This window comes from Bacteroides acidifaciens (assembly GCF_024623065.1).
Taxonomy (GTDB): Bacteria; Bacteroidota; Bacteroidia; order Bacteroidales; family Bacteroidaceae; genus Bacteroides; species Bacteroides acidifaciens.
In genome coordinates this window covers 35,167-52,665 of the sequence record NZ_JANJZR010000011.1, presented here as the reverse complement: position 1 = coordinate 52,665, position 17,499 = coordinate 35,167, and the positions used below count along the sequence as shown (strand labels likewise).

Annotated in this window: 17 protein-coding genes and 2 tRNA genes; 14 read left to right on the top strand and 5 right to left on the bottom strand. The window is 43.2% G+C overall.

The window, feature by feature from the left end; all coding sequences use genetic code 11:
• Positions 1 to 136: 136 nt before the first annotated feature.
• The 3 genes from NSB03_RS05245 to NSB03_RS05235 all read right to left on the bottom strand — a co-directional run bounded on the left by NSB03_RS05245 (position 137) and on the right by NSB03_RS05235 (position 1,745).
• Positions 137 to 1,339 carry a GNAT family N-acetyltransferase gene (locus NSB03_RS05245; protein WP_128824316.1) on the bottom strand — a complete coding sequence of 401 codons (1,203 nt, stop codon included), beginning with the start codon at positions 1,337 to 1,339 and terminating at the stop codon, positions 137 to 139.
• 193 nt (positions 1,340 to 1,532) lie between these two features.
• Positions 1,533 to 1,606: transfer RNA gene (locus NSB03_RS05240), tRNA-Asp, on the bottom strand.
• A 65-nt stretch (positions 1,607 to 1,671) separates the two neighbouring features.
• A tRNA-Asp gene (locus NSB03_RS05235) sits at positions 1,672 to 1,745 on the bottom strand.
• Between the two features lie 491 nt (positions 1,746 to 2,236).
• Here NSB03_RS05235 and purU point away from each other — a divergent pair.
• The 9 genes from purU (at position 2,237) to NSB03_RS05190 (ending at position 10,256) form a co-directional block, all read left to right on the top strand.
• Entirely contained in the window at positions 2,237 to 3,094 is an 858-nt protein-coding gene (gene purU / locus NSB03_RS05230) for a formyltetrahydrofolate deformylase (protein WP_024987160.1), read from the top strand.
• Positions 3,094 to 3,684, top strand: coding sequence for an imidazole glycerol phosphate synthase subunit HisH (hisH, locus tag NSB03_RS05225; protein ID WP_136000109.1), 591 nt, complete (start codon positions 3,094 to 3,096; stop codon positions 3,682 to 3,684). The genes purU and hisH overlap by 1 nt, the downstream gene beginning before the upstream one ends.
• 182 nt (positions 3,685 to 3,866) lie before the next feature.
• Positions 3,867 to 4,586: a 1-(5-phosphoribosyl)-5-[(5-phosphoribosylamino)methylideneamino]imidazole-4-carboxamide isomerase gene (gene hisA / locus NSB03_RS05220; protein WP_024987161.1), complete on the top strand. Its 720-nt coding sequence runs from the start codon at positions 3,867 to 3,869 to the stop codon at positions 4,584 to 4,586.
• Positions 4,587 to 4,739: 153 nt separating this feature from the next.
• On the top strand, positions 4,740 to 5,492 hold the full coding sequence (gene hisF / locus NSB03_RS05215) for an imidazole glycerol phosphate synthase subunit HisF (RefSeq protein WP_024987162.1): 753 nt from the start codon (positions 4,740 to 4,742) through the stop codon (positions 5,490 to 5,492).
• A gap of 189 nt (positions 5,493 to 5,681) precedes the next feature.
• A complete protein-coding gene (hisIE, locus tag NSB03_RS05210) occupies positions 5,682 to 6,293 on the top strand; it encodes a bifunctional phosphoribosyl-AMP cyclohydrolase/phosphoribosyl-ATP diphosphatase HisIE (RefSeq protein ID WP_024987163.1) in 612 nt (203 codons plus the stop codon).
• A gap of 42 nt (positions 6,294 to 6,335) precedes the next feature.
• Positions 6,336 to 7,064 carry a cell division ATP-binding protein FtsE gene (locus NSB03_RS05205; RefSeq protein WP_024987164.1) on the top strand — a complete coding sequence of 243 codons (729 nt, stop codon included), beginning with the start codon at positions 6,336 to 6,338 and terminating at the stop codon, positions 7,062 to 7,064.
• 13 nt (positions 7,065 to 7,077) lie between these two features.
• Entirely contained in the window at positions 7,078 to 8,397 is a 1,320-nt protein-coding gene (locus NSB03_RS05200; RefSeq protein WP_257466261.1) for an aspartate kinase, read from the top strand.
• 77 nt (positions 8,398 to 8,474) lie between these two features.
• Complete coding sequence (lysA, locus tag NSB03_RS05195) at positions 8,475 to 9,635, top strand: diaminopimelate decarboxylase (RefSeq protein ID WP_065538969.1); 1,161 nt, start codon at positions 8,475 to 8,477, stop codon at positions 9,633 to 9,635.
• A 141-nt stretch (positions 9,636 to 9,776) separates the two neighbouring features.
• Positions 9,777 to 10,256, top strand: coding sequence for a ferritin (locus tag NSB03_RS05190; RefSeq protein ID WP_024987165.1), 480 nt, complete (start codon positions 9,777 to 9,779; stop codon positions 10,254 to 10,256).
• A 34-nt stretch (positions 10,257 to 10,290) separates the two neighbouring features.
• On the opposite strand, the gene NSB03_RS05185 is transcribed toward NSB03_RS05190, so the two are convergent.
• Both NSB03_RS05185 and kbl read right to left on the bottom strand, forming a co-directional pair.
• A complete protein-coding gene (locus NSB03_RS05185; RefSeq protein WP_022138585.1) occupies positions 10,291 to 10,722 on the bottom strand; it encodes a DUF2721 domain-containing protein in 432 nt (143 codons plus the stop codon).
• Between the two features lie 80 nt (positions 10,723 to 10,802).
• A complete protein-coding gene (gene kbl, locus NSB03_RS05180; RefSeq protein WP_024987166.1) occupies positions 10,803 to 11,990 on the bottom strand; it encodes a glycine C-acetyltransferase in 1,188 nt (395 codons plus the stop codon).
• 134 nt (positions 11,991 to 12,124) lie between these two features.
• Here kbl and NSB03_RS05175 point away from each other — a divergent pair, with 134 nt between their 5' ends.
• From NSB03_RS05175 to NSB03_RS05155, 5 genes are all read left to right on the top strand, one after another.
• On the top strand, positions 12,125 to 13,078 hold the full coding sequence (locus NSB03_RS05175; protein WP_024987167.1) for an NAD-dependent epimerase/dehydratase family protein: 954 nt from the start codon (positions 12,125 to 12,127) through the stop codon (positions 13,076 to 13,078).
• A complete protein-coding gene (locus tag NSB03_RS05170; protein WP_024987168.1) occupies positions 13,078 to 13,926 on the top strand; it encodes a DUF4348 domain-containing protein in 849 nt (282 codons plus the stop codon). The genes NSB03_RS05175 and NSB03_RS05170 overlap by 1 nt, the downstream gene beginning before the upstream one ends.
• Before the next feature lie 54 nt (positions 13,927 to 13,980).
• Complete coding sequence (murB, locus tag NSB03_RS05165) at positions 13,981 to 14,970, top strand: UDP-N-acetylmuramate dehydrogenase (RefSeq protein WP_024987169.1); 990 nt, start codon at positions 13,981 to 13,983, stop codon at positions 14,968 to 14,970.
• 9 nt (positions 14,971 to 14,979) lie between these two features.
• Positions 14,980 to 15,738, top strand: a complete 759-nt coding sequence (locus NSB03_RS05160; RefSeq protein ID WP_024987170.1) for an MBL fold metallo-hydrolase — start codon at positions 14,980 to 14,982, stop codon at positions 15,736 to 15,738.
• 83 nt (positions 15,739 to 15,821) lie between these two features.
• The gene (locus NSB03_RS05155) at positions 15,822 to 17,396 is read left to right on the top strand and encodes a DUF3352 domain-containing protein (protein WP_121766677.1); all 1,575 of its coding nucleotides are present in this window, start codon (positions 15,822 to 15,824) and stop codon (positions 17,394 to 17,396) included.
• Positions 17,397 to 17,499 lie beyond the last annotated feature (103 nt).

Here is a 17,499-nt window from a genome sequence, read left to right as displayed (position 1 = left end):
TACGTTGGATAAAACTTTGAAGGGAGATAATAAAAAGAGAATGTGTCAAAAAACTTTTTTAAAAACTACACCCATACCACAAATATTTGTAGTGTGGGTGAGCTTTATTTTGAGTATGTTTGACACATTACTTATTTTATAATTTATCGATAACAGGTCTAATGCAAACACCATAATATAACGGAACAGGTTTAAGACCGGAGCCACCTCGTCCGAAATAAAAATAGTATGGTTCATTACTACTGTCCAACGTACCAGTCCAATAACAGCCCAATCCTCCACCATAGACACGCCCACGATTTCCTCCTCTAAGACCTAATGCCGGTAAAAATATACTTTGTCCATTTATACGACTAACAAACTCCATTCCTGAAATACGATAATCCGTAGACCATTCACAGCTACAATATTTTTCAAGCTTTTCAAATTCAGATAAAGATGGTAATCGCCAATTATTTCCAATTTTAACAGATGCTAAATCAAACTTTGTATCACCACAGATATTTTGAGGAAGCCTATCTAATTCTGATTTTAAAAGTCTTCCAGTTGTATCACCCCAACAAAATAAGTCCCAGTCTTCTGCATCTTCTGAATAGCTATTGTTTTTAACTAAATAAGTTGGAGAACTTGCAAAACAAAAGATATCATCTTTTTGAGCTATCAAATTAGTTTTTGCCCAATATAAAGGCACCCCATTATCAGAATCGAATCCAAGATATACTCCATTTTCTATACCTATAACTTGTGCCCTTTTCTTATCACGCAAACCTTTAACGTCAATAACCTCATTGTTACAAGGAGCTTGTCTTACCCAATTATACCGTACTCCAACTTCTGGATGAAATATATCATATAAAGGTTTTTTATCAGGTATAAAGCCCAATGATTTAGCAATGTTTGAAGAATATTGATTGGATGAAGAAATATCTAAAATAATATTTTTAATTACAGAGTTCCCCATTAATGCGATAGATAATGCAACAGCTTCTGTAGCATAACCTTGATTTCGATATTGCGGTAAGACCGCAAAAGAAAGAAATGCGCCAAATTCCCCGTTCCATTGCCCAAATTCACAGACAATAAAACCTATTTGTCTTCCTCCTTTATCTTCAATTACAAACGTAAAACCACTATACTCCCTCATCCAGTTAAGTAAATGTTCAGTAAATAGTTTTAAGTTTTCACGGTGATCATCTCGTAATATAAAATAATTATTAACAGAAATATCTGAGAACAATCTTTCTATTAACGCATGGTCATCTTCGGTAAAACGTTTGAGGTTTATAGACATTCCTTGAATGATACACACACCTCTTTTATAAATATCATCTAAATTCATAACTCTAACTATAAAATACTCGATTAGTTTTGCATGCAAAACTAGAAAAACATACTCACTTAGTTCTGATTTCTTCAGAAAAAAAATGACTAGAGAAGAAAAAACTTAAATAAAATAAAAACACCCAGTTTTACATTATTGGGTGTAAAACTGGGTGTTATACTTGTAATACATTAATTTTCAGTGTTTATTGCGGTGCGTACGGGACTCGAACCCGTGACCCCATGCGTGACAGGCATGTATTCTAACCAACTGAACTAACGCACCAAATTTTATTCTGCTTTTATTCAGACTAACTCATTTTATTTCTTTCCGCCTCTCTATTAAAGAAGCGGTGCGTACGGGACTCGAACCCGTGACCCCATGCGTGACAGGCATGTATTCTAACCAACTGAACTAACGCACCAGAATTTCATTTTGTTAATCTGCATCTCTCTCTCGATTGCGGGTGCAAAGGTAGTTGTTTTTTGTAAATCTGCAAGCGTTTTAGGAAAAGTTTTTTTCAAGAAAAAACGGGAAAAATGCTTAGTGTCTCATTTTGAGTACTTTTGAAATGAAAAAAATATCGTTTTTTTCTTCTCTTCGGATAGTGACGCTATCCTATTGTGATGGCGTCACTATGACAACCGGATGGCGTCACTATGACAATCGGATGGCGTCATTATCCTGAAGGCAATAGCATCACTATCCCGAAGGCAATAGCATCATTATCCCGAAGTTTGTCATTCTATTCATAGAAAATAGCTCCCGAATTCTTTCTATCTGTAAGAAATCTCTGTTTTTATATCAACTTTCTGCTTGAATAATTCGCGATTTTGCAATAAATCGTTATTTTTGCAAACTAAAATTAGAAAGGTGGAAAACAATTCTGCCTGGAATCGTAAATTAGCAAAAAGAATGATGACAACAGCCAAACTGTTATTGCACTGTCCCGACAAACCGGGAATCCTTGCGGAAGTGACGGACTTTATTACGGTAAACAAAGGAAATATTATCTATTTGGACCAATATGTAGACCATGTAGAAAACATATTCTTCATGCGTATTGAATGGGAATTGAAAGACTTTTTAGTTCCTCAGGAAAAGATTGAAGATTATTTCAGAACACTTTACGCTCAAAAATACGAAATGGATTTCCGCCTTTATTTCTCGGATGTGAAACCGCGTATGGCTATTTTCGTTTCCAAGCTGTCGCACTGCCTTTTCGATATGCTGGCACGCTATACGGCAGGTGAGTGGAATGTAGAGATACCTCTTATTATAAGCAATCACCCCGATTTGCAGCATGTGGCCGAACGTTTCGGCATTCCTTTCTATCTGTTCCCCATCACGAAGGAGACGAAAGAAGAACAGGAACGCAAGGAAATGGAACTGCTTGCCAAGCATAAGATTACATTTATCGTATTGGCACGCTATATGCAAGTGATTTCCGAACAGATGATAAACGCTTATCCGAATAAGATAATCAATATTCACCACTCTTTCCTTCCTGCGTTCGTAGGTGCGAAGCCTTACCATGCCGCTTTCCAAAGAGGGGTGAAGATTATCGGTGCAACCAGTCATTATGTAACGACCGAACTGGACGCAGGTCCGATTATCGAACAAGACGTGGTGCGTATCACTCATAAAGACTCTATCGAAGACCTTGTAAATAAAGGAAAGGATTTGGAGAAGATTGTCCTCTCGCGTGCCGTACAGAAGCATATCGAACGTAAAGTTTTGGCTTATAAAAATAAAACAGTAATATTTAGCTGATGAAAGTAGCAGTTGTAAAATACAATGCCGGCAATATTCGTTCCGTGGATTATGCTTTGAAGCGGTTGGGCGTGGAAGCGGTGATTACTGCCGATAAGGAAAAACTCCAGTCGGCAGATAAAGTTATTTTCCCCGGAGTGGGAGAGGCGGAGACTACCATGAAACACCTGAAAGCGACAGGGCTGGACGAATTGATAAAGAGTCTCCGTCAGCCTGTATTGGGAATTTGTCTTGGCATGCAGTTGATGTGCCGGCATTCCGAAGAAGGAGCGGTTGATTGTTTGAATATCTTTGATGTGGACGTGAAACGTTTTGTTCCGCAGAAGCACGAGGATAAAGTTCCGCACATGGGATGGAATACCATTGGGAGCACGAACAGCAAACTCTTTGAAGGATTCACCGAAGAAGAGTTCGTCTATTTCGTACATAGCTTTTATGTGCCTGCCTGTGACTTTACTGCTGCTACAACTGATTATATTCACCCCTTTAGTGCCGCCTTGCATAAAGACAATTTTTATGCCACCCAGTTTCATCCGGAGAAAAGCGGTAAGACGGGAGAGAAGATTCTGATGAACTTTTTGAATCTATAAATATAAACTATGTCGCCGTTTATAATAAACTATATCGCTGTTTATGATAAACTATGTCGCCGTTTATAATAAACTATATCGCTGTTTATGATAAACAATGTCGCTGTTTATAATAAACTCCATCATCGTTTATAATAAACTCGTTCATCGTTTATAATAAACTTTTAGCAAATAAATAATAGATGATAGAAATTATTCCAGCCATTGATATTATTGACGGAAAGTGCGTACGCCTTTCCCAGGGAGATTACGACAGTAAGAAAGTATATAACGAAAATCCGGTGGAAGTTGCCAAGGAGTTTGAAGCGAACGGTGTTCGCAGGCTTCACGTGGTAGACTTGGACGGGGCCGCTTCTCATCATATAGTCAATTATCGGGTGTTGGAACGGATTGCTATCCGTACTTCCTTGGTAATAGATTTTGGTGGTGGAGTAAAGAGTGATGAAGACTTGAGAATTGCTTTCGAAAGCGGTGCACAAATGGTGACGGGTGGCAGCATTGCCGTGAAAGACCCCGAACTGTTCTGTCATTGGCTTGACGTGTACGGAAGCGAGAGAATTATTTTGGGGGCAGACGTAAAAGATCATAAGATAGCCGTCAATGGTTGGAAAGACGAAAGTGCCTGTGAACTTTTTCCATTTCTTGAAAATTATATGGAGAAAGGTATACGAAAAGTAATCTGCACAGACATCAGTTGTGACGGGATGCTGAGTGGACCTTCCATTGATTTATATAAGGAGATGCTGGAGAAATTTCCCGACCTCTATCTGATGGCCAGTGGCGGAGTAAGTAATGTCGATGACATTATTGCCTTGAACGAAGCCGGAGTGTCCGGAGTAATTTTCGGCAAGGCATTGTACGAAGGACATATCACCCTAAAAGATTTGAGAATCTTTTTATAATTAGCGTACCGGAATAAAATGGCTGTTTGTATTATAAATGGTTGCTTTCTTATTATAAGAGGAGATAAATAATTAAACTTTAGGGATATAGATAAATAATCAAACTTCAGGGATATAGATTATAAATTGTTGAACAATAAATAAAATAGGATTGTGTTAGCAAAAAGAATAGTACCTTGTCTGGATATAAAAGACGGGCAAACCGTGAAAGGAACGAATTTTGTCAATTTGCGCCAAGCCGGTGATCCGGTAGAGTTGGGGCGGGCTTACAGTGAACAAGGAGCCGATGAACTTGTTTTCCTGGATATCACTGCAAGTCATGAAGGACGCAAGACTTTCACGGAATTGGTAAAACGGATTGCTGCTAATATCAATATCCCGTTTACCGTAGGTGGCGGCATCAACGAACTAAGCGATGTAGACCGTCTGCTCAATGCCGGAGCTGACAAGATTTCTATCAACTCTTCCGCAATCCGCAATCCGCAACTGATTGACGAAATTGCAAAGAATTTCGGTTCGCAGGTTTGTGTGTTGGCGGTAGATGCCAAACAAACCGAAAATGGTTGGAAATGTTACTTGAATGGAGGACGTATTGAAACGGATAAAGACCTGTTCGAATGGACAAAAGAAGCCCAGGAGCGTGGAGCGGGAGAAATTCTCTTCACAAGCATGAATCACGATGGTGTAAAGGCCGGTTATGCAAATGATGCACTTGCTGTTTTGGCGGATCAGCTTTCCATTCCTATCATAGCTTCGGGCGGGGCAGGCTGCAAAGAGCACTTCCGTGATGTGTTTTTACAAGGAAAAGCAGATGCCGCCTTGGCTGCCAGTGTTTTTCACTTCGGAGAAATTAAAATTACCGAATTAAAATTGTATCTTTGCGGCGAAGGAATTACCATTAGGTAATTACTGCGCAGCAAAAATTATCCTTCAGGCTGCGGCGAAGGAATTACCATTAGGGGTGAGGCACCCCGGCCAGGTTTCCATGCGGATGAATAATCTATTTAGATAAATAGAATAAGATATCTGCAAAAAACTTCATAGGCGAATAGCTCATAATTGTAATTTGAAATAGTAATTGGAACTTATATAAAAATGGAATTGGATTTCGATAAAACGAACGGACTCGTTCCGGCTATCATACAGGACAACGAGACACGTAAAGTCCTGATGCTGGGCTTCATGAATAAAGAAGCTTATGATAAAACGGTAGAAACCGGAAAAGTTACTTTCTTCAGCCGCACCAAGAATCGTCTTTGGACAAAAGGCGAAGAAAGCGGTAACTTCCTTCACGTAGTTTCTATCAAAGCCGATTGTGACAATGATACACTACTGATACAGGCGAATCCGGTAGGTCCCGTATGCCATACAGGTACAGATACTTGCTGGGGTGAGAAAAACGAAGAACCGGTTATGTTCCTGAAAGCATTGCAAGATTTCATTGACAAACGTCATGAAGAAATGCCCGAAGGTTCTTATACTACCAGTCTGTTTCAGTCGGGAATCAATAAGATGGCTCAAAAAGTAGGTGAAGAAGCCGTAGAAACAGTCATCGAAGCAACCAACGGAACAGACGACCGCCTGATTTACGAAGGAGCCGACCTCATTTACCACCTGATTGTATTGCTTACTTCAAAAGGCTATCGTCTCGAAGATCTTGCACGTGAATTGCAGGAAAGACACAGCAGTACATGGAAGAAACATTGAACAATTAATATTTAAAAATTAAAAAATGAAACAAGAGTCGGTATGGATGACGAGGCGTTGATTCAATATAAGAACGTAGAAATCCATCAACAGGAACTCTGTGTGCTAAGCGATGTAAATCTGGAATTGCACAAAGGAGAGTTCGTCTATCTGATAGGAAAAGTAGGCTCGGGAAAAACGAGTCTGCTCAAGACCTTGTATGGCGAACTGGACATAATCGACGGTGAAGCGGAAGTGTTAGGTTATGACATGCGTTCTATCAAACGTAAGCATATTCCGCAATTGCGCCGGAAATTAGGCATTGTCTTTCAGGATTTTCAGTTGCTTACAGACCGGACTGTATATAATAATCTGGAATTTGTACTTCGTGCCACAGGCTGGAAAAACAAACAGGAAATCCAAGACCGCATTGAAGAGGTGCTTCAGCTGGTGGGAATGTCCAACAAGGGTTATAAGCTCCCGAACGAGCTTTCCGGTGGTGAGCAACAACGCATTGTGATTGCACGTGCCGTACTCAATTCTCCCGCCATCATCCTTGCGGATGAACCGACGGGAAACTTAGATGTGGAAACCGGAAAGTCCATTGTTGAATTGTTGCACAATATCTGTGGTTCCGGTTCGTCCGTAATGATGACGACACACAATCTGCAATTGCTGAAAGAGTATCCGGGCAGGGTATATCGTTGTGCCGACCATCAGATTGTAGATGTGACAGCCGAATATATGCCCCGGCAGAGAACAATAGAAATAGATTTAAATATAGATAACTAAAACAGTAACGAAAATGAAAGTTTTAAAGTTTGGAGGAACTTCCGTAGGTTCTGCTCAGCGCATGAAGGAAGTAGCCAAATTGATTACCGATGGTGAACAGAAGATTGTTGTCCTTTCTGCTATGTCAGGCACGACAAACACATTGGTGGAAATTTCGGACTATCTGTATAAGAAGAATCCGGAGGGTGCCAACGAGATTATCAATAAGTTGGAAGCAAAATATAAACAGCACATTGATGAGCTTTTCGCCACTCAGGAATATAAACAGAAAGGTCTTGAAGTTGTCAAATCCCACTTCGACTACATCCGCTCCTATACGAAAGACCTTTTCACTTTGTTTGAAGAGAAAGTGGTTTTGGCACAGGGAGAGCTTATTTCTACGGCCATGGTGAACTTCTATCTGCAGGAATGTGGTGTGAAGTCTGTGTTGCTTCCGGCTTTGGAATTCATGCGTACTGACAAGAACGCAGAACCGGATCCTGTATATATTAAGGATAAATTGCGCGCACAGCTTGATCTCTATCCGGATGTAGAAATCTACATTACGCAAGGTTTCATCTGCCGCAACGCTTACGGCGAGATAGACAACCTGCAACGTGGTGGTAGCGACTACACCGCATCCCTGATTGGTGCTGCTGTGAACGCTTCCGAAATCCAGATATGGACAGACATCGATGGTATGCATAACAACGACCCGCGTGTTGTCGACAAGACATCCCCGGTTCGTCAGCTTCATTTTGAAGAAGCGGCCGAGTTGGCTTACTTCGGTGCAAAAATCCTGCATCCCACCTGTATCCAGCCTGCCAAATATGCCAATATCCCTGTACGTCTGTTGAACACCATGGACCCGGAAGCTCCCGGTACGCTGATTTCCAACGACACGGAAAAAGGTAAAATCAAGGCAGTAGCAGCGAAGGAAAACATTACGGCTATCAAAATCAAATCCAGCCGTATGTTACTTGCCCACGGTTTCTTGCGCAAGGTATTCGAGATCTTCGAAAGCTATCAGACGTCTATCGACATGATCTGTACTTCAGAGGTAGGTGTATCTGTAACAATCGATAACACGAAGCATCTGAACGAGATTCTGGACGATCTGAAAAAATACGGAACAGTAACCGTTGACAAAGAGATGTGTATTATTTGTGTTGTAGGTGATTTGGAATGGGAGAACGTTGGCTTTGAAGCCAAGGCACTTGATGCGATGCGTGATGTTCCGGTACGAATGATTTCTTTTGGTGGAAGTAATTACAATATTTCTTTCCTCATCCGTGAGTGTGACAAGAAGAGGGCATTGCAATCGCTGAGCGATATGCTTTTCAACAACAAATAATTCCACAAATAATGTGAGCGCTTTTACTGAACTGATAAAAGCGCTCTTTTTAACTAACTAAACAAGTTTTCCGAACTATGAAAGGAATATTTCCAATTGATAAATTCCGCACTTTGCAGACTCCTTTTTATTATTATGATACTAAGGTATTGCGCGATACATTGTCGGCTATAAACCATGAGGTTGCCAAATATCCTAATTATTCAGTGCATTATGCTGTTAAAGCCAATGCCAACCCGAAGGTACTTACCATTATCCGTGAGGGCGGAATGGGAGTCGACTGTGTGAGTGGTGGAGAAATCCGCGCTGCTATTCGTGCCGGATTCCCTGCCGGCAAAATTGTTTTTGCCGGAGTAGGCAAGGCTGATTGGGAAATCAATCTCGGATTGGAATATGGTATCTTCTGTTTCAATGTCGAGTCTATCCCCGAACTGGAAGTAATCAATGAATTAGCTGCCGCCCAAAATAAAGTTGCCAATGTGGCTTTCCGTATCAATCCTGATGTCGGTGCACATACTCATGCCAATATTACTACCGGACTGGCAGAAAATAAATTCGGTATCAGCATGCAGGATATGGATAAGGTGATCGATGTGGCTCAGGAAATGAAGAATGTCAAATTCATAGGACTGCACTTCCACATAGGTTCGCAGATTCTTGATATGGGTGACTTTGTAGCTCTCTGTAATCGTGTCAACGAATTGCAGGATAAACTTGAAGCCCGTCATATTTTAGTAGAACATATCAATGTAGGCGGCGGACTCGGTATTGATTACGGGCATCCCAACCGTCAGGCTATCCCGAATTTCAAAGATTACTTTGCTACCTACGCCGGACAATTGAAGCTGCGTCCTTACCAGACTTTACATTTTGAATTAGGACGTGCGGTAGTCGGTCAGTGCGGTACGTTGATTTCTAAAGTTTTGTATGTGAAGCAAGGCGCAAAGAAGAAGTTTGCTATCCTTGATGCCGGTATGACCGACTTAATCCGTCCGGCATTATATCAGGCTTATCATAAAATGGAAAATATTACCTCTGAAGAACCGATAGAGGCTTATGACGTAGTAGGGCCTATCTGCGAATCGTCCGATGTTTTCGGCAAGGCAATTGACCTGAACAAAGTGAAGCGCGGCGACTTGATAGCCCTTCGTTCGGCAGGCGCATACGGTGAAATAATGGCTTCTGGATACAATTGTCGTGAACTGCCGAAAGGATATATTTCCGACGAATTGGTGTAAGTGGACAATGAACCATTACAATCAAAATGTGAATGTAGTTTAAAAATACAGGGTACATGCAACAATCTTAACTGAAAGCGTATTATTTTTGTAATGAGTTCAAAAAGAAACTACATTAACAACTTAATAAAAAATACGATTATGATTTCAGAAAAATTACAGAATGCAATTAACGAACAGATTACTGCTGAAATGTGGTCCGCTAACCTGTATCTGGCAATGTCTTTCTACTTTGAGAAAGAAGGTTTCAGCGGTTTTGCTCATTGGATGAAAAAGCAATCCCAAGAAGAAATGGAACATGCTTATGCTATGGCAGATTATGTTATCAAACGTGGAGGTACTGCAAAAGTGGATAAAATAGATGTGGTACCTAACGGATGGGGCACTCCGCTGGAAGTATTCGAACACGTTTACAAACATGAATGTCATGTTTCTCAATTGATAGATAAGCTGGTAGACGTGGCTGCTGCTGAAAAAGACAAGGCTACTCAAGATTTCCTGTGGGGATTCGTTCGCGAACAGGTAGAAGAAGAGGCTACCGCACAGGGTATTGTTGATAAACTCAAGAAAGTCGGTGATGCAGGAATCTTCTTTGTTGACTCGCAATTGGGACAACGTTGATGATGGATTGAGAATATCTTAAAGATATATATAATCAGAGCTGTCGGGAAGTGTTTTCTGACAGCTTTTTTTGTCTTTTCTCCATCGCTCCCAAGTAAATCTCCAGTGAGCGGGTGGAAATCTGTATTTCACGGAAAGATACGCCAAGAGAGGCGATAAGCAACAACAAAGCCACTCCGAACACATAGGCAGAGAGCAGTTGCAGCCCGATATAGATAAAAAACATGCTGACTACACAGAGGAACAGGCTTGCAATTCCCAGCCCTTGCATGGTGCGCGTGAGATTCAACCGTTTCCGTAAGTTTTCGATTTGCGCTACGGTGATATCCGTAGGATTCTCCATATAGCGGTCACGCAGTTGGCGTACGAGCTGCGCATATGATAAAAAACGATTGGTGTAAGCCAGTAAAATCAGAGAAACTGCCGAGAAAAGCAGGGCGGGAGTAGTGAGAGTCAGTTCTTCCATAAGTAAATTAAAAATCTTCCGTTGTTATATTGCCGCAATCTTATGCTTACAATACTAACAACGGAAGACATGAAAATGTTTTACTTAAGTACGCCGAGTTCTTTACCTACTTTGATAAAGGCAGCGATACATTTGTCGAGATGTTCCTTCTCGTGTCCTGCGGAGATTTGTACGCGGATGCGTGCCTGGTCTTTCGGCACTACCGGATAGTAGAAACCTGTCACATAGATACCTTCTTCCTGCATACGTGCGGCATAAATCTGCGACAACTTCGCGTCATACAGCATTACGGCACAGATAGCACTCTGAGTCGGCTTGATGTCGAATCCCGCAGCCGTCATCTTGTCGCGGAAATAATTTACGTTTTCAACGAGCTTGTCATGCAGTGTATTGCTCTCTTTCAGCATCTTGAATACCTCAAGGCTTGCACCGATAATTCCCGGAGCCAATGAGTTGGAGAACAGGTATGGACGGCTGCGTTGGCGCAGCAAATCAATAATCTCCTTCCGGCCGGTAGTAAATCCGCCCAATGCACCACCGAAAGCCTTGCCTAATGTACCGGTATAAATATCCACACGTCCGTGAGTCTTGTATAGTTCGCTTACGCCATGTCCCGTAGCGCCTACCACACCGGCAGAGTGAGACTCGTCCACCATTACCAACGCGTCATACTTCTCGGCGAGGTCACAAATCTGGTCCATCGGAGCAACGTTACCGTCCATAGAGAACACACCGTCGGTCACGATAATGCGGAAACGTTGTGCCTGTGCCTCTTGCAGGCATCTTTCCAAGTCCTTCATGTCGGCGTTAGCATAACGGTAACGTTTAGCCTTGCACAGACGGACACCGTCGATAATAGAAGCATGGTTCAGAGCGTCCGAAATAATGGCATCCTCTTCGGTGAAAAGCGGTTCGAATACCCCGCCGTTCGCGTCGAAGCAGGCAGCATACAGAATCGTATCTTCCGTTTGGAAATAATCGGAGATAGCGGCTTCCAGTTCCTTGTGTATATCTTGTGTTCCACAGATGAAACGGACAGACGACATACCGTATCCGCGTCGGTTCATCATTTCTTGGGACGCCTTAATCAGTCGTGGGTGATTGGACAGTCCCAGATAATTGTTAGCGCAGAAGTTCAGCACTTCTTTGCCTTTTACAGTGATGGCAGCTTGCTGCGCACTTTCAATCAGTCGTTCTTCTTTGTAAAGCCCGGCTTCTTTGATTTCAGCCAATGTTTGGCTGAGGAATTCTTTCATTTTACCGTACATAGTGTTTGAGTAATTAAGTTCGATTACAAAGGACACAATTTTTCTTGGAATAACAATGTCTTTTTGATTAAAATCTAAAAAAAAAGTGCTTACTTTGTGCGCTATTTAGCTTAACAACTTAAGTACGAAAAAAAATGAAACACATTTTGATTATTGGAGCCACTGGACAGATAGGCTCCGAACTAACGATGGAGCTACGTAAACGTTACGGAAATGCAAATGTAGTAGCTGGTTACATCCCGGGTGCAGAACCTAAAGGTGAGTTGAAAGAGTCCGGGCCGTCAGCTATTGCTGATGTAACGGATGCAGAAGCAATCGCTTCTGTGGTAAAAGAGTATCAGATTGATACGATTTATAATCTTGCTGCGCTGTTGTCGGTCGTGGCAGAATCGAAGCCCAAGCTGGCTTGGAAAATCGGTATCGACGGGTTATGGAATGTACTGGAAGTTGCGCGCGAACAAGGATGCGCCGTTTTCACTCCCAGTTCTATCGGTTCTTTCGGTGCGACAACGCCGCACACACAAACACCGCAGGATACTATTCAGCGTCCTCGTACGATGTACGGAGTCACTAAAGTAACCACAGAGTTGCTGAGCGACTATTATTTTAACAAATATGGTGTTGACACTCGTGCTGTCCGTTTTCCGGGCATTATCTCGAACGTGACACCTCCCGGTGGCGGAACCACCGATTATGCTGTCGACATTTATTACTCGGCGGTAAAAGGGGAGAAATTCGTGTGTCCTATCAAACAAGGCACCCTGATGGATATGATGTATATGCCGGACGCGCTCAACGCAGCCATTACGCTGATGGAAGCCGATCCGACAAAATTGATACACCGCAATGCTTTCAATATCGCTTCTATGAGTTTCGACCCGGAAACGATTTATCAGGCAATCAAGAAGCACGTGCCGCAATTCGAGATGGTTTATGACATCGACCCCTTGAAGCAGCGCATCGCCGATAGTTGGCCTGATAGCCTGGACGACACTTGTGCTCGTGAAGAGTGGGGGTGGAAGCCGGCTTACGATTTGGAAAGCATGACAGTGGATATGCTTGAAAAGTTAAGAGAGAAACTGAAATAATGAAAAAACTAATCGCAGGGGTCATATTGTTCAGCATACTGGGTTCTTGTGGCAACAAGAAAAACAATATTGACCCCTTCGCATCTATTACTCACGAGGTGGATTCAATCTGGCATCAAGCCGATTCTATCCCCGAAGATAAATTGCCGGAAGAGCCGCAGCCTATACAGGCTGACGAATCTTTCGACGATTTTATCTATAATTTTGCTTCCGATGAAGTATTACAGCGTCAGCGTGTGAAATTCCCGTTGCCCTACTACAATGGAGAAAAAAAGTTGGAAATCGACGAATATCATTGGATGCACGATAACTTGTTTACCAAACAACACTATTATACGCTCTTGTTTGATAAGGAAGAAGATATGGACTTGGTAGGAGATACTTCGCTTACGTCCGTACAGGTCGAATGGATATTCGTCAAGACGCGGATGATGAAGCGATATTATTTTGAGCGTATCAAAGGCGCATGGATACTGGAAGCAATCAACCAGCGCCCTATCGAGCCGAATGACAACGAGAACTTTGTCGAGTTTTTCGGTCGTTTTGCCACCGACAGCCTTTTTCAGAGTCAGCGTGTGAATGACCCGTTGGCTTTTGTCACCAGCGACCCGGACGATGACTTCTCCATACTTGAAACGAGTCTCGACTTGAACCAATGGTTTGCCTTCAAGCCCGAACTGCCTTCCGAACGCCTTTCCAATATCAACTATGGGCAACGGAACGACGATAACTCTACGATGAAAATCTTGGCATTGAAGGGCATCGGCAACGGTTTTTCCAACATCCTTTATTTCCACCGGAAAGCCGGAGAATGGAAACTGTATAAATTTGAAGATACAAGTATATAGCTCTTACAAGTATATAACTCTTAAAAGTATGTAACCCCTAAAACAGTATAGATGATGTATTCCCTTTTGTCTCACAATACATTCGGCATTGATGTCAGTGCCGCCCGTTTTTTAGAATATGCTTCAGTTGAAGAGTTGCAACAACAGATTGCGCAAGGTGCCGTTACGACACCTTTTTTGCATATAGGTGGCGGAAGCAACCTGCTGTTTACCAAAGACTATGACGGGCTGATACTCCATTCATGTATTGAAGGCATCGAAGTGACGGAAGAAGATGAGCGCACCGTATCTGTGCGGGTAGGGGCGGGCGTCGTATGGGACGACTTCGTGGCATACTGCGTGGCACACGGATGGTATGGAGCAGAAAATCTCTCCTTGATTCCTGGTGAAGTGGGAGCGGGCGCCGTGCAGAATATCGGAGCCTACGGTGTCGAAGTGAAAGACCTGATAACCGCCGTAGAGACAGTGAACATTCAAGGCGACCAACGTGTTTACTCCATAGAAGAATGTGGATATGCCTACCGCAATAGCATCTTCAAGCGTCCTGAGAATAAGTCGGTCTTTGTTACCTATGTGCGATTCCGGCTTAGCAAGGAAGAATATTACACATTGGACTACGGAACCATCCGCCAGGAACTTGGCAAATACCCTGAACTGACGCTGCCGGTAGTCCGGAAAGTAATCATTGACATTCGCGAAAGTAAGCTGCCTGACCCGAAAGTGATGGGAAATGCAGGCAGTTTCTTTATGAACCCCATTGTTCCTAAAGAAAAATTGCTGGTACTGCAACAAGAATATCCGCAGATACCTTATTATGAACTGGCCGATGGTCAGGTCAAAATCCCTGCGGGATGGATGATAGACCAATGCGGATGGAAAGGAAAATCCCTGGGGCCTGCGGCAGTGCACGATAAACAGGCACTCGTCCTTGTGAATCGGGGCGGAGCGAAAGGTAGTGATATTATTGCGCTTTCGGATGCAGTGAGAGTTTCCGTGCGTGAGAAGTTCGGCATCGACATTCATCCCGAAGTAAATTTTGTCTGATAACGAGAAATGAAAGTAAGAATCATAGGAAGTGGAACATCGACGGGAGTACCCCAAATAGGCTGTACATGTGCAGTCTGTACTTCTGCCAACCCGAAAGATAACCGTTTGCGTGCATCCGCCATCGTAGAGACAGACGATGCACGGATACTGATAGACTGCGGTCCCGATTTCCGGGAACAAGTATTGCATCTCCCTTACGAACGGATAGACGGTGTGCTCATAACGCATGAACACTACGACCACGTAGGCGGACTGGATGATTTGCGTCCCTTCTGTCGCTTCGGTTCCGTGCCGATTTATGCCGAAGAATATGTAGCGAAAGCATTGCGCCTGCGCATGCCCTACTGTTTCGTAGACCATCGTTACCCCGGCGTGCCAGACATCCCTTTGCAGGAAATAGAACCGGGGCAGCGCTTCTCCATAAATCAGACCGAGGTGCTTCCCCTGCGCGTGATACATGGACGCTTGCCGATTCTGGGTTACCGCATCGGGAAGCTGGGTTATATCACCGATATGCTGACCATGCCCGAAGAATCTTTTGAACAATTGGCGGGGATAGATGTTTTGATAATGAATGCACTACGGATTGTCCCGCATCCTACGCATCAGAGTTTGGAAGAAGCATTGGCAGTCGCGCGGCGTATTCAGGCAAAGAAAACCTACTTTATACATATGAGCCATGATATGGGCTTGCATGCCGAGGTTGAACGGGAACTTCCGGACGATATTCACCTGGCATATGACGGATTGGAAATCTATCTCTGATTGTTGGTAAAATATTTAGCAAAAGTTTTGTTTTCTTTGTAGAATTTATTATTTTTGCATCTAACCGATAAACAGCGAATATTATGAAGCTTCGTACGATAGTGAAAATAGCGGTCACTTCTTCTGTTGTACTCTTGTGCGCAGGTTTCGTTTTATACTCTTTTTTCAGACTGTCGGCAGCCGAAGGACAGAAGGATTTCAACCTCTACGAACTGGTGCCGACCACCGCTTCCGCAGTATTTGCAACCGATGATGTGCTCGGGTTTGTCACCGAAATAGACGGTTTGACGTGTAGCAAGAACCACCAATATCTACATGTCTCCAAACTTTTCTCTTGCCTGAAACAGTCGCTCTATGCATTTTCGGAAGATACTCCTCACGGCTTGAGCCGGCAAATGAATCAAATGCTGATTAGCTTCCACGAGCCGGATAACGACCGTAATCAGGTACTTTATTGCCGTTTGGGAAATGGAGACAGGGAATTGATTGGCAGATTCACGCAGAAATACATTTCGTCGCTCTATCCACCGAAGAAATTCGACTACAAAGGAGAGGAAATAATGATTTACCCCCTGTCGGATGGCGATTTCCTCGCCTGCTATCTCACACCCGATTTCATGGTGCTGAGTTTCCAAAAGAAATTGGTGGAAGATGTTATTGATGTCTATAAGAAAGGTGGCTCACTGGCGTACGACCCTACGTTCATGGGAGTGCTTGCTTCAAAGAAAAGTACGGCTACTGCCACTATATACACCCGTGTGAACGGCATGATGGGATGGACGGAATTCGATATGAAGATGAAGGATGATTTTATTTATTTTACAGGAGTCAGTCATGACACCGATACCTGTTTTAACTTTATCAACCTGCTTCGCCAACAGGAATCCGTGAAAGGATTTCCAAGTGAAGTGTTACCTTCTACAGCTTTTTATTTCAGCAGACAAAGCATCACGGACTGGACGTCCTTGCTCTCTTACGGAGGCATGCAGGCATATGCGACCGCAGGTCGTACTACCGAGATGCAGGAAAGAAACCGGGAATTATCGTGCTATCTGATGGAGAATACCGGACACGACTTGGTAGCCTGCCTGTTTCAGCAGGAAGACACATTGCAGGGTGCGGCGGCTGTTCTGAGCCTGTCTGTGCTGGATGTGACGGAAGCGGAACGGAAGTTGCGCTCACTTGTCAACACTGCCCCGGCTGAAGAAGGGGTGAAGACACCTCGTATAACTTTTTGTTATACCGCCAACAAGGCATATTCCGTCTATCGCTTGTCTCAAACAACGTTGTTTGCGCAACTGACCACTTTTGTGGAACCGACATCGTATATGTATGCCGTATTCTATGGCGGGCGTCTATTGCTGGCTCCTGATGAGGGCAGTCTGTCGCGCTATATACGGCAGTTGGATAAAGGTGATGTGCTTGATGGAGCGATAGCGTATCGGGCGGGAATGGATAGCCTCTCTGATTCTTATCATTTCATGCTGATGGCAGACTTTGACCATCTGTTCCATCAGGCGGAAAAACAAGTCCATTTCGTGCCGGATTTCTTCCTGCGCAACTCCGGTTTTTTTCGTAATTTTATACTTTTTGCTCAGTTCACCTGTGCCGATGGAGTGGTGTATCCCAATATCGTTTTGTGGTATAAAACCGAGTAGAATCCTGCTCGGAAATCTCATCCGACAGTCTGTTTTTCTATGTGGCAGAAGGGGGCAACTAAGAATTATTGGATTTGAAAAGTAGAAAACCCAATGAACCCTT

What these genes read in the sequence shown, in the direction of transcription:
- NSB03_RS05245 (WP_128824316.1), bottom strand. Translation starts at nt 1,339, where the DNA reads ATGAATTTAGATGATATTTATAAAAGAGGTGTGTGTATCATTCAAGGA.
- purU (WP_024987160.1), top strand. Translation starts at nt 2,237, where the DNA reads ATGATGACAACAGCCAAACTGTTATTGCACTGTCCCGACAAACCGGGA.
- hisH (WP_136000109.1), top strand. Translation starts at nt 3,094, where the DNA reads ATGAAAGTAGCAGTTGTAAAATACAATGCCGGCAATATTCGTTCCGTG.
- hisA (WP_024987161.1), top strand. Translation starts at nt 3,867, where the DNA reads ATGATAGAAATTATTCCAGCCATTGATATTATTGACGGAAAGTGCGTA.
- hisIE (WP_024987163.1), top strand. Translation starts at nt 5,682, where the DNA reads ATGGAATTGGATTTCGATAAAACGAACGGACTCGTTCCGGCTATCATA.
- NSB03_RS05205 (WP_024987164.1), top strand. Translation starts at nt 6,336, where the DNA reads ATGGATGACGAGGCGTTGATTCAATATAAGAACGTAGAAATCCATCAA.
- NSB03_RS05200 (WP_257466261.1), top strand. Translation starts at nt 7,078, where the DNA reads ATGAAAGTTTTAAAGTTTGGAGGAACTTCCGTAGGTTCTGCTCAGCGC.
- lysA (WP_065538969.1), top strand. Translation starts at nt 8,475, where the DNA reads ATGAAAGGAATATTTCCAATTGATAAATTCCGCACTTTGCAGACTCCT.
- NSB03_RS05190 (WP_024987165.1), top strand. Translation starts at nt 9,777, where the DNA reads ATGATTTCAGAAAAATTACAGAATGCAATTAACGAACAGATTACTGCT.
- NSB03_RS05185 (WP_022138585.1), bottom strand. Translation starts at nt 10,722, where the DNA reads ATGGAAGAACTGACTCTCACTACTCCCGCCCTGCTTTTCTCGGCAGTT.
- kbl (WP_024987166.1), bottom strand. Translation starts at nt 11,990, where the DNA reads ATGTACGGTAAAATGAAAGAATTCCTCAGCCAAACATTGGCTGAAATC.
- NSB03_RS05175 (WP_024987167.1), top strand. Translation starts at nt 12,125, where the DNA reads ATGAAACACATTTTGATTATTGGAGCCACTGGACAGATAGGCTCCGAA.
- NSB03_RS05170 (WP_024987168.1), top strand. Translation starts at nt 13,078, where the DNA reads ATGAAAAAACTAATCGCAGGGGTCATATTGTTCAGCATACTGGGTTCT.
- murB (WP_024987169.1), top strand. Translation starts at nt 13,981, where the DNA reads ATGTATTCCCTTTTGTCTCACAATACATTCGGCATTGATGTCAGTGCC.
- NSB03_RS05160 (WP_024987170.1), top strand. Translation starts at nt 14,980, where the DNA reads ATGAAAGTAAGAATCATAGGAAGTGGAACATCGACGGGAGTACCCCAA.
- NSB03_RS05155 (WP_121766677.1), top strand. Translation starts at nt 15,822, where the DNA reads ATGAAGCTTCGTACGATAGTGAAAATAGCGGTCACTTCTTCTGTTGTA.